Annotated in this window: 15 protein-coding genes; 11 read left to right on the top strand and 4 right to left on the bottom strand. The window is 72.5% G+C overall.

Annotation, left to right across the window (positions count from 1 at the left end):
- Window positions 1-64: 64 nt before the first annotated feature.
- A complete protein-coding gene (locus MWM08_RS12010; RefSeq protein WP_244459678.1) occupies window positions 65-376 on the bottom strand; it encodes a hypothetical protein in 312 nt (103 codons plus the stop codon).
- 254 nt (window positions 377-630) lie between these two features.
- Between MWM08_RS12010 and MWM08_RS12015 the strand changes: the two genes are divergently transcribed.
- The 7 genes from MWM08_RS12015 to MWM08_RS12045 all read left to right on the top strand — a co-directional run bounded on the left by MWM08_RS12015 (window position 631) and on the right by MWM08_RS12045 (window position 7,532).
- A complete protein-coding gene (locus MWM08_RS12015) occupies window positions 631-1,653 on the top strand; it encodes an ABC transporter ATP-binding protein (RefSeq protein ID WP_244459679.1) in 1,023 nt (340 codons plus the stop codon).
- Entirely contained in the window at window positions 1,650-2,702 is a 1,053-nt protein-coding gene (locus tag MWM08_RS12020) for an ABC transporter ATP-binding protein (protein WP_244459680.1), read from the top strand. Before MWM08_RS12015 ends, MWM08_RS12020 begins: the two co-directional genes overlap by 4 nt.
- Complete coding sequence (locus MWM08_RS12025) at window positions 2,699-4,210, top strand: ABC transporter substrate-binding protein (protein ID WP_244459681.1); 1,512 nt, start codon at window positions 2,699-2,701, stop codon at window positions 4,208-4,210. Before MWM08_RS12020 ends, MWM08_RS12025 begins: the two co-directional genes overlap by 4 nt.
- 188 nt (window positions 4,211-4,398) lie before the next feature.
- Entirely contained in the window at window positions 4,399-5,346 is a 948-nt protein-coding gene (locus MWM08_RS12030) for an ABC transporter permease (protein WP_244459682.1), read from the top strand.
- 4 nt (window positions 5,347-5,350) lie between these two features.
- On the top strand, window positions 5,351-5,959 hold the full coding sequence (locus MWM08_RS12035) for a hypothetical protein (protein WP_244459683.1): 609 nt from the start codon (window positions 5,351-5,353) through the stop codon (window positions 5,957-5,959).
- A complete protein-coding gene (locus tag MWM08_RS12040) occupies window positions 5,956-6,822 on the top strand; it encodes an ABC transporter permease (protein WP_244459684.1) in 867 nt (288 codons plus the stop codon). Before MWM08_RS12035 ends, MWM08_RS12040 begins: the two co-directional genes overlap by 4 nt.
- Window positions 6,819-7,532: a metallophosphoesterase gene (locus tag MWM08_RS12045; protein ID WP_244459685.1), complete on the top strand. Its 714-nt coding sequence runs from the start codon at window positions 6,819-6,821 to the stop codon at window positions 7,530-7,532. The genes MWM08_RS12040 and MWM08_RS12045 overlap by 4 nt, the downstream gene beginning before the upstream one ends.
- A gap of 7 nt (window positions 7,533-7,539) precedes the next feature.
- Here the strand turns inward: MWM08_RS12045 and MWM08_RS12050 are convergent, their stop codons facing one another.
- From MWM08_RS12050 to MWM08_RS12060, 3 genes are all read right to left on the bottom strand, one after another.
- The gene (locus MWM08_RS12050) at window positions 7,540-8,211 is read right to left on the bottom strand and encodes a DUF3592 domain-containing protein (protein WP_244459686.1); all 672 of its coding nucleotides are present in this window, start codon (window positions 8,209-8,211) and stop codon (window positions 7,540-7,542) included.
- Between the two features lie 131 nt (window positions 8,212-8,342).
- The gene (locus MWM08_RS12055) at window positions 8,343-9,863 is read right to left on the bottom strand and encodes a DUF3592 domain-containing protein (protein ID WP_244459687.1); all 1,521 of its coding nucleotides are present in this window, start codon (window positions 9,861-9,863) and stop codon (window positions 8,343-8,345) included.
- A gap of 89 nt (window positions 9,864-9,952) precedes the next feature.
- The gene (locus MWM08_RS12060; RefSeq protein ID WP_244459688.1) at window positions 9,953-10,699 is read right to left on the bottom strand and encodes a DUF3592 domain-containing protein; all 747 of its coding nucleotides are present in this window, start codon (window positions 10,697-10,699) and stop codon (window positions 9,953-9,955) included.
- Between the two features lie 284 nt (window positions 10,700-10,983).
- On the opposite strand from MWM08_RS12060, the gene MWM08_RS26305 reads away from it, so the two are divergent.
- From MWM08_RS26305 to MWM08_RS12075, 4 genes are all read left to right on the top strand, one after another.
- On the top strand, window positions 10,984-11,109 hold the full coding sequence (locus MWM08_RS26305) for a hypothetical protein (RefSeq protein ID WP_255751401.1): 126 nt from the start codon (window positions 10,984-10,986) through the stop codon (window positions 11,107-11,109).
- Complete coding sequence (locus MWM08_RS12065) at window positions 11,109-11,825, top strand: hypothetical protein (protein ID WP_244459689.1); 717 nt, start codon at window positions 11,109-11,111, stop codon at window positions 11,823-11,825. The genes MWM08_RS26305 and MWM08_RS12065 overlap by 1 nt, the downstream gene beginning before the upstream one ends.
- 219 nt (window positions 11,826-12,044) lie before the next feature.
- Window positions 12,045-12,581 carry a hypothetical protein gene (locus MWM08_RS12070; RefSeq protein WP_244459690.1) on the top strand — a complete coding sequence of 179 codons (537 nt, stop codon included), beginning with the start codon at window positions 12,045-12,047 and terminating at the stop codon, window positions 12,579-12,581.
- Window positions 12,582-12,639: 58 nt separating this feature from the next.
- Complete coding sequence (locus tag MWM08_RS12075; protein WP_244459691.1) at window positions 12,640-13,608, top strand: tripartite tricarboxylate transporter substrate-binding protein; 969 nt, start codon at window positions 12,640-12,642, stop codon at window positions 13,606-13,608.
- Window positions 13,609-13,674: the final 66 nt, after the last annotated feature.

The raw sequence follows: 13,674 nt of genomic DNA on the forward strand, positions 1-13,674 counted from the left end.
ATGATGCACGCGTTGCCGAAGCGGGCGGCGCACCGGGCGCCGGGCGGAACTCCGGCCGCGCCGCTCAGCGTGGCGCGGGCGGCGTGAGCTCGCGATAGATCTGCTCCACCGCGGGCGTCTGCGGCCCCTGCCGCAAGCCGGGCAGGGGCCCGGGCGGCGGCGGCGTGTTCGGATTCTGGCCGGTCAGTTCCCGGTAGAGCTGGTCTTCCGTGCGCGCGTCGCGCGCCTGCTCGGCCGCGCTGGGCGCGACGCCCGCGGCGCGTTCGGCCTCGCGGACCGCGCCCGCCGAGGGCTCGCGCTCCGCGCGTGGCGTTGGCATCTGCGCGGCGGCACCGAGGCTGCCGAGCAGGAACGCGGCGGGCAGGCAAAGGATCATGCGGCGCATCGGCTCACGGGCTCCAGGACCGGCACAGGCTACACGGTGCGCGGTGGCAGCGCGACGCCTTCCCGCGCGTCGGCGCGCTGGCTGTTGCGCAGCAGGTTCGATCCGATCGATGCCGGCATTCTCAAGCGATCACTGAGCAATCGCGAGGCAGTCCTGCGAGCGACGCGGGCAGGTGTCCGGCCGACGGGCACCATTCGGGCGGCCATCCCCCTTGCGCCCCGGCGCGCGGCGCGGTTACTCGCGCCATGGTCTTGGATCCCGCGGCAGGCAGGAAGGGGCAGGGGAACGCTGGCGCGCCTGCGCTCGAGGTCGCCGGCCTGACGCTCGACTTCCGCCAGGACGGGCGCAGCCTGCGCGTGCTGGACGGCGTCTCCTTCCATGTCGAGGCCGGGCGTACGCTCGCGATCGTCGGGGAATCCGGCTGCGGCAAATCGGTCTCGGCCCTCGCGATCATGGGTTTGCTGCCGGATACCGCGAGCATCGGCGGGGCCATCCGCCTCGCCGGCCGCGACCTGACGGCGCTGTCGCGCGAAGAACGTCGCCGTCTGCGCGGCGGCGAGATGGCGATGATCTTCCAGGAACCCATGACCAGCCTGAACCCGGCCTTCACCGCCGGCGAACAGGTGGCGGAGGCGCTGCGCCTTCACCAGGGCCTGGACGACGCCGCCGCCTTCGCCGAAGCCACCCGCATGATCGACCGCGTGCGTATCCCCGATGCGGCGCGCCGCGCGCGGCAGTACCCGCATCAGCTCTCGGGCGGGATGCGCCAGCGCGTGATGATCGCCATGGCGCTGGCCTGCCGGCCGAAGCTGCTGATCGCCGACGAACCCACGACGGCGCTGGACGTGACGGTGCAAGCGCAGATCCTCTCGCTGCTCGATGATATGAAGCGCGAGACTGGCACCGCGGTGGTGCTGGTCACGCACGACCTCGGCGTGGTGGCCGACCATGCCGACGAGGTCGCCGTGATGTATGCCGGGCGCATCGCCGAGCAGGCGCCGGCGGCGACGTTGTTCGCGCGGCCCGAACACCCCTACACCGCCGGCCTTCTCGGCGCGGCGCCGGGCGAGGGCGAACCCGGGCAGCGCCTGGCCAGCATCGAGGGCACCGTGCCCGACCTGCGCGCGCCCCCGCCCGGCTGCCGCTTCGCCCCGCGCTGCCCCTTCGTGGTGGAGCGCTGCGCGACCACGCCACCGCTCGCGGAAGTGGCGCCGGGGCATCTGTCGGCCTGCTGGCGCGCGCCGCTCGACGGAGTGCTGGCGGCATGACCGCGCTGCTGGAACTCGACGGGCTGGTGAAGCGGTTCCCGGTGCGCGATGCGCTCGGGCGCAGGGCTGGGGCCGTGCATGCGGTGGATGGCGTCTCGCTGAGCGTTGCGCAGGGTGAGGTGCTGGCGATCGTCGGTGAATCCGGCTGCGGGAAATCCACCCTCGGCCGCCTGATGCTGAACCTCATCACGCCCGATGCCGGCACGGTGCGCTTTTGCGGCGACGACCTCGTCAGGCTTTCGCCCGCCGCGTTGCGCGCGCGCCGGCGTGACATGCAGCTGATCTTCCAGGATCCCTTCGCGAGCCTCGATCCGCGCATGACGGTCGAACAGGCGGTGGCGGAACCGCTGCGGCTGCACCGCATCGTCCCGCGCGCGCAGGAAGCCGCGCGGGTGGCGGACCTGCTCTTGCGCGTTGGGCTGCGGCCGGAACTGGCGCGCCGCTGGCCGCATGAATTCAGCGGTGGGCAGCGCCAGCGCATCGCGATCGCGCGGGCGCTCGCCTCGCAGCCGAAGCTGATCGTGGGCGACGAACCCGTCAGCGCGCTCGATGTCAGCGTGCAGGCGCAGGTCGTGAACCTGCTGTCGGACCTGATCCGCGACCTCGGCCTCACCTTCGTGCTGATCAGCCATGATCTCGGTGTGGTGCGCCACGTGGCCGACCGTGTCGCGGTGATGTACCTCGGCCGCATCGTCGAGGAAGGTCCGGCGGACGCCGTGCTTTCCGCGCCGAAGCACCCCTATACGCGCGCGCTGCTCGCCGCCGTCCCGGGCCATGGCGTGAAGGCGCCGCCGATCGAAGGCGACGTGCCATCACCCATCGCGCCGCCGCCGGGCTGCCGCTTCCACACGCGCTGCCCCTTCGCCGAAGCCGCCTGCCGGGAGGCGTCGCCGGAACTCACCGCTCCGCCGCACCGCGTCGCGTGCCATCTGGACGGCCGCCTGCCGCCCCCGGCACCGCGGGCCGAACGCATGGCGGGTGGCGAAAGGCTGAAGCGCCTGCAATCCTTCTTCCGGGCCCCGAGCCCGCAACCGGGAGTGCCACAATGAAGACCACGATCAGGACCATGCTGGCCGCGCTCACGCTGCTGGCGGGCGCGGCCTCGGCCAGCGCGCAGAACCTGCGCATCGGCCTGCGCGAGGATCCCGACATCCTCGACCCCACCCTGTCGCGCACCTATGTCGGGCGCATCGTCTACATGGCGCTGTGCGACAAGCTGTTCGACATCAACGAACGGCTCGAGATCGTGCCCCAGCTCGCCACCGCGCATCGCTGGGAGAACCCGACGACGCTCATCATCACCCTGCGCGAGGGCGTGCGCTTCCACGATGGCGAGGCGATGGACGCCGAGGCGGTGCGCTATTCCATCAATCGCCATTTGACCATGCAGGGGTCCTTCCGTCGGTCCGAGATCAGCGAGATCGACCGAGTCGAGGTGGTGGACCCGCGCACGGTCCGCATCGTGCTCAAGACCCCCTCGGCATCCTTCCTCGCCGCACTGACCGACCGCGCCGGCATGATCGTCAGCCCCAAGGCCGCCGAGGCGCTGGGCCGCAATTTCGGCACCCGCCCGGTCTGCGCCGGCCCCTTCCGCTTCGTCGAGCGCGTCGCACAGGAACGCATCGTGGTCGAACGCTTCCGCGAATACTGGGACGCCGCCAATATCCACTTTGACCGCGTGACCTACCTGCCGATCCCGGACAACACGGTGCGCCTGGCCAACCTGCAATCCGGCGCGGTCGAATTCGTCGAGCGCATGGAACCCGACGACATCCGCACCATCCAGCGCGCCCGCAACCTGCGCGCGGTGAACGTGGACGAACTCGGCTACCAGTCCATCACCATCAACCACAACAACGGCGAACGGGCGAACAACCCGATGGGCCGCGATGCGCGGGTGCGCCAGGCCTTCGAGCTGGCGCTGGATCGCGCCGCCATCAACCAGGTGGTCTACGAAGGGATGTACACGCCCACGCGTCAGCCCTGGCCGCCGGCCAACCCCTTCCATGTGCGCGACTTCACGCCGCCCGCGCGCAACGTGGACCGCGCCCGCGCCCTGCTGCGCGAAGCCGGCATCACCACGCCGATCCAGATCGAGATGACGGTCCCCAACAACCCCGACCTGCGCCAGGTCGGCGAGGTGATCCAGTCCATGGTCGCCGAGGCCGGCTTCCAGGTGACGCTGCGCGCGATGGAATTCGCCTCCTCCCTGCAGGCGGCCACGCGCGGCGAATACCAGCTGTACCTGGTGGGCTGGTCCGGCCGCACCGATCCGGACGGGAATTTCTACACCTTCACCCGCACCGGCGGCGGCCAGAACGACGGGCGCTATTCCAACCCTGACGTGGATGCGCTGCTCGAGGCCGCGCGCACGGAACTCGACATCGAGAAGCGACGCGACCTCTATGCCCGCGCGCTGCGCCAGTCGATCGGGACGGATGTCGCGCGCATCTACCTTTGGCACCGCAAGAACATCATGGCGCACCAGACGCGCCTGGTGGGCTACCGCCCGATCGCGGACGGCATGATCCGACTGCAGGGAATGAGGTTCCAGTGACCGTGAGCGCCGCTGGCGCGACGCCCTCAGGCGCCGGCGCCACGTATCCACGCGCCTTGGCTTTCGCGCCCGGCACTGTTGTGCCCGGCGCGTCGGTCGGTCCGGAAGCAGTCGCGCTTTGCGCTCCCGGATCGCGCATGCGCGCGATCCCCACGGGGCTGCTCGCGCGAGCGGGGGCGTAGCCCGCCATGGGCATCTGGCTGCTGCGCCGCGTGGGCCAGGTCATTCCCACGCTGCTGATCCTGTCGATCCTGATCTTCGGGCTGCAGCAGCTCATGCCTGGCGACCCGGCGCTGATCCTGGCAGGCGAGGAACGCGGCGACCCCGCGGTGCTCGCAGCCATCCGCGCTGAGCTCGGCCTCGACAGGCCCATCTGGCAGCAATACCTGCTCTGGATGGGCAAGGTGCTCACCGGGGATTTCGGGTTCTCCTGGCGCATCCGCGTGCCGGTGTCGGAATTGATCCTCACGAAGCTGCCGGTGACGTTCCAGCTGGCCACCATGGCCTTCATCATCGCCATCATCATCGGCGTGCCGCTCGGCATCCTGAGTGCCGTGAGGCGCGACACGCCGGCGGACTGGGCGGCGAATGGCGCGGCGCTGTTCGGCATCTCCACGCCGAATTTCTGGCTCGGCATCATGATGATCCTGCTGTTCAGCGTGGAGCTCGGCTGGCTGCCGCCCTCGGGCTACGTGCCGCTGTTCGAGGACCCCGTGCAGTCCCTCGCGACCACCATCATGCCGGCCTTCGTGCTGGGCACCGGCGTGGCCTCCGTGCTGATGCGCCACACCCGCGCGGCGATGCTGACCGCGTTGTCGCAGGACTACGTCCGCACCGCGCGCGCCAAGGGCCTGCGCGAACGCGTCGTCGTCTGGAAGCACGCGCTGCGCAACGCACTGATCCCGGTGGTGACACTCGGCGCCATCGAATTCGGCCGCCTGCTGGCCGGCGCCGTGCTGACCGAGCAGATCTTCACCATCCCCGGCTTCGGCAAACTCATCGTCGATGCGGTGTTCAACCGCGACTACCCGGTGGTGCAGGGCGTGGTGCTGGCGACCGCGCTGATCTTCGTAGTCCTCAGCCTGATCGCCGACATGCTCTACATGGCCATTAATCCGCGGCTGAGGAACGCCTAGGCGCATGTCCGCCCTCGGCCCCAGCTTCACCGCCCGCATGCCGCGATCCCTGCGGCAGGCAGGCTTCCACGGCAGGACGGTGACGGTCGTTCTGACCGCAGACCTCGTCGGCCTGGTCGGCGCCGAGGGTGGCGACCGGCCCATCCCCATCCGCAACATCGCCGGCCTGCGCGCCGGCCTCGGGCAGACCACCTACGGCCACGCGCCCGAACTCCGCCTGTTCCTCGCCAGCGGAGAGACGCTGCGCCTCGACCCCGTGGCCGACCCCGGAGATGCCGCCGCTGCCCGCCGCTCCTACCCCGACTTCGTGCGAGCTCTCGCGCAGCGGCTGGTCGCGACGGGCCATCCCGTCCGCATCGAGACCGGCGTCGGCAAGGCCTCGACCGCCATCTTCACGGGGCTCATCGCGCTGCCGGCTGCGGCGATGGCGGCGATTGCGGCCTGGACCTGGCACGACCCGCCTCATGCCGTGGTCGAGCGCTGGATCGCCCGGGGCTTCACCAGCACCCTCGCGCTGGTATTCGCCGGATTCGTCTACTGGTTCTGGCGCGCGCAATGGCCGCGCCGCGTGGCGCATCCCGCCGCACTGGAAGCCGGGTTGCCACGCCGATGAGCGCGACCGCGATCACCGCCGAAAGCCCGACCCGCCGCGCCATCCGCCGCTTCCTGCGCCACCGCCTGGCGGTCTTCGGCCTGCTTGTTGTCGTGCTGTTCATCCTGGTCGCGGCGCTCGCGCCGCTGATCGCGCCCTACGACCCGCTGCAGACCTCGTGGTCGCGCATCCGCCGCCCGCCATCCTGGGAACACTGGATGGGCACGGACGAGAACGGGCGCGACGTGCTCTCGCGCGTCATCTGGGGTGCGCGGGCGTCGCTCATGGCGGGCGTGATCTCGGTGCTGGGCGCGCTCATCATCGGCGTGCCGCTCGGCCTCATCGCCGGGCTCGCCGGCGGCTGGGTCGATGCCGTCATCTCTCGCATCGCGGATGCGATGCTGAGCGTCCCGTTCCTCATCCTCGCCATCGCGCTCGCCGCCTTCCTGGGACCCGCGCTCGAGAACGCGATGCTCGCCATCGCCATCACCGCATCCCCGGTCTTCGTGCGGCTTGCGCGCGGCATGGCGCTGGATGCGAAATCGACCGACTGGGTGGAAGCCGCGCGCGCGCTGGGCAACCCGCCCTGGCGCATCGCCTTCGTGCATGTGCTGCCCAACATCATCCCGCCGCTGCTGGTGCAGGCGACGCTCGCCATCGCGGAAGCCATCATCGCCGAGGCCGCGCTGTCCTTCCTGGGCCTGGGCATGCAGCCGCCCAACCCGTCCTGGGGGTCGATGCTGAATTCGTCGCAGCGCTTCCTGACGCAGGCGCCGTGGCTTTCGATCTTCCCGGGGCTCACCATCATGATCGTGGTGCTGGCCTTCAACCTGATGGGCGATGGGCTGCGCGACGCGCTCGACCCGCGCGCCGACAAGAAATGATCGCGCTGCGCGCCGCACCGGCCACCCTGCCGCGCGGGCGGCGTATCTACGCCATCGGCGACATCCACGGCTCGATCGCGCAGCTGCGCGACCTGCACGGGCAGATCGCCGCCGACCTGCGCGTCCGCCCGGTCGCCTCCGCGCTGCTGATCCACCTCGGCGACTACGTCGACAAGGGCGGCGACAGCCGCGCCGTGCTCGACCACCTGATCGAGACCGATCCGGTGCCTGGCATCGACACGCTCAACCTCACCGGCAATCACGAGGAGACGATGCTCGCCGCCCTCGATGGCGACGGTGCTGCGGCGGCGGATTGGCTGTGGGGCGGCGGCCGCGCCACGCTCGACGCCTGGGGCGTGAGCGCCGACACGCCGCGCGAGGACTGGCCGCAGCACTTCGCCCCGCAGCACCTGCGCTTCCTTCGCCGGCTGCACCTGTTCCACCAGGAAGGCGGCTACCTGTTCGTGCATGCCGGCATCCGCCCCGGCATCGCGCTCGAGGACCAGTCGCGCGAGGACCTGCTGCGCATCCGCCACGACTTCCTCGGGTCCGAGCGCGACCACGGCATCGTCGTGGTCCACGGCCACACGGCGGGCTTCCAGCCGGTGGTGCGCGACAACCGCATCTGCCTCGACACCGCCGCCTGGTCGGGCGGGCCGCTCACCTGCGGCGTGTTCGAGGGCGCCACACTGGGCTTCCTGCAGGCCTGATCGCGGATCACCCCTGGTCGCGGCTCACGAGCCACCCAAGCAGCAGCCAGAACAATCCGAAGCCGACCAGCGCCACGGCGAGCCACGGAAAGCCGCCCAGCGCCGCCGCCACCGCCCCCAGCGCGAAGATGCCGATGACCACCGACAGCACCACGACCAAGTCGTCCGCACCGCGGCCGCCATCCTGCCTGCGGCGGAGGCGCCCGCTCGCCGCACGCTCGGTCGCGCGGAGCAATCGTGCCTCGCGGACGCCGAGCCATGCCCCCAACCCCCAGATCGCCATCCACAGCGCGCCGAAGCCGCCGAGCGCCGCCGGCAGCGCCCAGGCATCGTGGAATCCGAGGCGCCTGACGCTGCCTGGGTCGGCCGGGTCGTACCCGACGCGCAGGATGGTGCCGACGCGCTCGCTGCACCCACGCTTGCTGCACATGGGTCCCACCGCTTGCTGGAGGCTGCCGTCAGGCAGTGCGAACTCGTAGATCGCGACCCGCCGCAACCGACCGGAGTCCCTGCTGCGGGGCACGAGATGGAAGTCGACGATGCGCGCCTCGGTGATCGTCGCGCGGCTCAGGAACGCGATGTGCGACCCGGCCGGCCAGGCGGCACCGAGCAGCAGCGCCACGCCGACCAGCAGCAGCCCGCCCATCAAGGCACCCGACTTCGCCTCTGCCGGTGCCATGTCAGCCCGCCGCCCGGTCGCAGCGGCGTGGGTCGTGCCATCTGCCGGCGCCGGCGCACGTGCAGCCCCGGGGGCACAGCCGGGCGGCGCCATGCCGGATCGTTGCTCGCGGTCGCGCGGAGCGTCCGGCGTCATCCCTGCCGCCGCACCCTGGCCGCATCCGCGTCGAGATCGTGCAGGAAGGCCAGGTCCATCTGATGCGGCCCCTCCGGCAGGCCGGGGTCGAACAACACCCGCACGCTGGTCCTGTCGCGCATCTGCGGCACCGGGTCGAAGGGCAGGGGGGCGCTTTCGAAGATGCGCTCGCCGCCCCGCGCCTGGTCCTGCCAGCGCGCCTGCACGAACCAGCGCGGGCCGGATTGTGTCTCGGCGCGGCGCAGGCCCGCGAGCGGCAGCTCGATCGCCGCGAGCCCGGCCGGCGCCGCCGCGGCCTGCGCGCGCGGCCCGGGCGCGGGGCGGCCCCGCGCCACCCCTGCGCCGCCCTGCGCGCGCCCGCCGGGGCGCGGCGCGGGTGCGCGCTCGGACATCCCGGACATCACCACGATGCCGAGCCAGAACAGCCCGAACCCGCCCAGCACGGTCGGCCATAGAAAAGCATCCATGAAGCTCGCGATGCGGGCGTCGCGCGGCGCCTCGGGCCGGTAGCGCACCGTGACCTCCTCGCCCACCTCGCAGCACGGCGGGTTCGAGACGATGCGCGAGGTCACGCGCTGCTCGCTACCGCCGCGCGGCGTGAACACGAAGACGGGCGAGGCGCCGCCGCTGGTCACGCGCATGTCCACCACGCGCCCCGGCACGCTCTGGCTGGCGCGGATGAAGGCGGTCTGCGGCCAGGCCAGCGCGGCGGCACCGGCCAGGAAGGCGACGCCGATGCCGATCGGCACCAACCCAACAAGGCTCCGGGACTCGCGTCCGGCCGGCGGCGCCGCGGCTGCCGCAGGCCGCACCGGCTGGAGGATCGTCTGGTCGAGCACATACCCCGCGCCCGGCCCGCGGTCGTACTGCACCAGCAGCGTCGGCAGCACGGCGAAGCGCGCCTTCGGGTCGAAGTCGAGCGGCGCGCCCTCGAAGACCCGTTCCTCGTTGGTCAGCGGGTCGGTGAGGCGCGCCTGGACCACCCAGCGTGGGCCGTCTGCCGTGTCGGTCCGCTGCACCCGCGTGATGCGGGCGAGTCCGCGCTCCTGGAACTGCGGCGGCGCATAGGCCGGGGCCTTCGCCGCGGGCGCGCCGCCGAAGACGCGGAAGAACAGCAAGCCCATGCCGAACACCAGGCTGCCGAAGCCGCCGAGCACGGTCGGCAGCAGCCAGCTGTCCTCGAAGCTGTCCTGCGCGGCGCGACGCGGGTTGGAGGGGTCGTAGCGGATGGCAACCACGTCGCCCACCTCGCAACAGGGCGCCCCGCTGCCGATCGGGCCGACGGCGCGCACCGCCTGCCCATCGGGCAGCGCGAATTCGAGGACCGGGTAGTAGACCGTGCTGTCCCGCCCGTCGGATCCGCGGCTGGTACTTGGGCGCATCTCCACGATGCGTGCATCGGTCATGCGCGCGCCGGCGCGGAAGGACAGTTCGGCCAGGATCGCCCAAGCCGCGCCGGCCAGCAGCGCAAGGCCGACCAGCATCACGCCGCCGAAGATCAGGGCTTCCGCCGTCACGCGCCGCCGCATCGACCGCCTCCCTGCACCGCGCACCAGCCTGCGGCGGTGCCGCGCGGCACGGCGTGCCGCCGGTCACACCACGCGCGTTACCCCCGCCGCTGCACGACGGTGGCGTCGGGATCGGGCTCGCGCAGGAAGGACAGGTCCATCCAGTAGGGGCCGTCCGGCTGGCCGGGATCGAAGCTGACATTCACCGCGGTCATGCTGCGCATCTGCGGCACCGGGTCGAAGGGCAGGGGCTCGCTTTCGAACAGACGCTGCACGCCGCCGCGCGGGTCCGCCCAGCGTGCCTGCAGGATCCAGCGCCCCGCACCGTCGCGCCGCAGTCCCGCGAGCGGCACGCTGAAGGTCAGCGGCGGCGCGCCGGGCGGCGCCTGCGCAAGGCCCGCCGCCTGCGCCAGGCCGGCCGTCCCGGGGCGCACTGCCCGCATCACGGCCGCGCCGACCAGCGTGAACACCAGGCCCATGCCGCCCAGCAGCGTCGCGACGAACCAGCTTTCCATGAAGCCGGTCATCTGCGCGCGATCGGGTGCCTCGGGCCTGTAGCGCACGCGGATGGTATCCCCCACCCGGCAGCAGGGCGGGTTGGAGGCAACGCCGCCTTCCACCCGCTGCAGTTTTCCGCTTGGCAATTCGAAGGTGAAGACCGGGGTGTAGGTGGTCGAGGACCCGCGGTCGCGGTCGCGGCTGCTGCGCGCGAGCATCTGCACGACGCGGCCATCGGTCTCGATCGCGCCGCGGCGGAATTCGACTTCGCGCCACGCGGCGAAGCCACCGCCGCCGAGCAACCCGAGGCCGACTAGCACCAGCAGCCAGGGCAGGATGCGCTTCATGGTCCTACCGCACCGATCCGGCGCGCGGCGCCGCCTGGAGGTTGGTCATGCCGGACACTCCGTCATCCGCGGGCAGCATTGCCGGCTTCGCGCCGCCGATCCAGTGGGCAGCACGCCCGCGCCGGGCCGCCCCGCACGGCCTGGGCGCGCCAGGGCCAACCCTTCGCGCCCGGCTGCCCACCGCCGCGATGCGTGCCACGCGCCCTGCAGCGTACCGGGGCGCCTTGATCGGGCGGGGCAGGGGGGCGATCTAAGGCGGCGTGATGAGCAACCGCACACTCCCCATGGCCCCGCCGACGGCGCCGCCGCCCTTCGGCACGCGGCTGATCGGCTTTTTCCTGCTTGGCGGCACCATGTGGATCGCCGGGCTGCTCGCTCTGTTCCGGTCGGTCATGGCGGTGGTCCCCTGATGCTGTCGGCCTTCTGGCGGCGCTGGCTGCTGCCCTTCACCATCCTGCCGCTGATCCCGGCCACCTTGTTCAACCTGTTCGCCGGCCGCGAATGGGCGCTGCTGGGCTGCCTGCTCGGGCTCGGTTTCCCGCTGCTGGCCGCCTGGCTGATGCGCCGGGGACAGGCCGGGGATGCCGGTCGGGCAGCGCTCGCCATGGGTGCGTCCGTCGCCGCGGTCGCCTGGCTGGGGGCGGATGCCGGGCCGATCGCGGCCGGGCTGCTCGCGCTCGGCGCCTGGGGCGGTACGCGGTTGCTCTATACCGGTGTGCAGGAAGCGGCGCCGCCGCCGCAACCGGCCGCGCCGCCGCCGCCCCGCCCGCTGGACGACGCACGCGCGCGCCTCGCAGCCATCGCCGGGACTGCCCAGCGCCTGGCCGAACCGCGCCTGCTGCCGGTCGCCACCGCCATCGGCGCGGTGCTGGACGAGTTCGAACGCCGCCCTGAACGGCTGGAGGAAGCGCGCCGCTTCCTCGGCGTGAACCTCGACGGGCTGGAACGCATCGCCGCGCGCCTGTCGGCCGGCGCCGAGCCGCCGCCAGGCCTGCCATCCCTGTTGCGGGAGATGGAGGCCGCCGCCACCGGCCTGCGCACCCGCCTGCGCGAGGAGGAAAGCGCGGCGCTGGCCGTGCAGGTGAATGTGCTCGGCGCGCGCATCCGCGAGGCCGGCTACGGGTAGCGCCGAACCCGGTGAGGCCGAGTTACCCGACCGGTTGAAGATGCTCGTGACACCAAGGGCTGGAGGCGTCACCGAGAGCCGGGGCGAGCGGCAGCGGCTCCGGCCCCTCCCGCGCGACCGCACCGCACCTGCCCGCTAACCGAAGCGCCGGATTGCGCGAAATCATCCCGCAGGGCCGCCACCCCTGGCAGACTACCCCCGCCTCCGGAGGAACCCCCCATGATCCGTCGCACCATCCTGCTCGGCACGCTCGCCATCGCCGCCTGCGGCCCGGTCACGCCGCCACCGACCATCCCGGTCAGCGCCGCCCCGGGCGAGCGCGTGATCGACCCCATCGTGCGCGCCGGCAACAACGCCACCGCCTTCTTCCGCCGCCCGCAGCCCAACCAGCCGGCGGTCGCGGCGCGCGCCATTGCCGATATCGAATACCTCGCCGGTGCGGTGCCGGCCGACCCGCGCTGGCAGACCGCCTCCAGTTCGGCCCAGGTGCAGCTGATCCAGGCGCGCAACCAGGCGCGCCAGGCGCTCGGCATTCCGCGCACTGCGTCGGCACAGGACGTGATCGACGGGCTGACCCGGGCGGCCGATGCGCTCGACGCGAATGACCGTGCCGCCGCGGCGCAGGCGCTGCCGCGTAGCATCTTCACCGCCGGCCCCGACCAGACGCTGCGCCGCCTGGCCCAGCCGCCGCGCATCCCCAGCGCCAGCGCGGCGCTGGCCGCCCTCTCGGCCGGGCCCTCGCCGCGCGGGCCTTGACGCGGCCCCGGGGCTGGGCGACCTCCGCGGCCAAGACAAACCGCGGAGGAACAACGCCATGATGGAACGACGCTCGCTGCTGGCTGCGGCGGGGCTGCTCGCCGCCCCGGCGGTCGCCCACGCCCAGGCCGCCTGGCCGAACGGACCCATCCGGATCATCGTGCCCTTCCCCCCGGGCGGGTCCACCGATGCGCTGTCGCGCCTTCTGCAGCCGCGCCTGTCCGCCGAGTTCGGCGTGCCCGTGGTGGTCGAGAACCGCGCCGGCGCCTCGGGCGCGCTCGGCACCGCCGCGGCGGCGCGCGCGGCCCCTGACGGCAATACTTGGGTGCTGGTCTTCGACACCCATGCGGTGAACCCCGCGCTGATCCCGACGATCGGCTTCGACACGCAGCGTGACCTGACGCCGCTGCTGCTGTTCGGCACCGCACCCATGGTGCTGACGGCGCATCGCACGCGTCCCTATCGGTCGGTGGCGCAGGTGGTCGAGGCCGCCAAGGCGCGGCCCGAGACCGTGACCTACGGGACCATCGGCAACGGGTCGCTCGCGCACCTGACCATGGCGCTGGCGCAGCGCGCGGGCGGTTTCTCCCTGGTGCACGTGCCTTATCGCGGCGGCGGGCCGCTCGCGGTCGCGGCGGTGGCCGGGGAGGTCGACCTGCCCATCGCGACGCGCCCGGCGATCGGCGTGCATATCGACTCCGGCGCGCTGGTCCCCCTGGCGCAGACCGGCGCCACGCGATCGCCCTCGATGCCCGACATCCCAACGCTGGCGGAATCCGGCATCCCGGGGATCGACGCGCGGGCCTTCTGGGGATTCCTCGGCCCCGCCAACCTGCCTGCCGCGGTCAAGCAGCGGATGGAGGCGGCGATCCGCGGCGCGCTCGATGTGCCGGAGATCCGCAGCCGCGTGCTGGGCCTGGGCATCGACCTCGACCCGCAGGGGGAGGCGGTGTTCGGCCCCTTCGTCGCGCGGCAGATGGAGGTCTGGGCGCAGGTGGTGCGCGAGAACAACATCCGCCCCGACTGATCGACGTGGCCCCGGCGTGCACGGCAGCGTCCGGCCGGATGCCGCCACCGGCGGGGACGATGCCGC

It is taken from the genome of Roseomonas fluvialis (assembly GCF_022846615.1).
GTDB classification, from domain to species: domain Bacteria; phylum Pseudomonadota; class Alphaproteobacteria; order Acetobacterales; family Acetobacteraceae; genus Neoroseomonas; species Neoroseomonas fluvialis.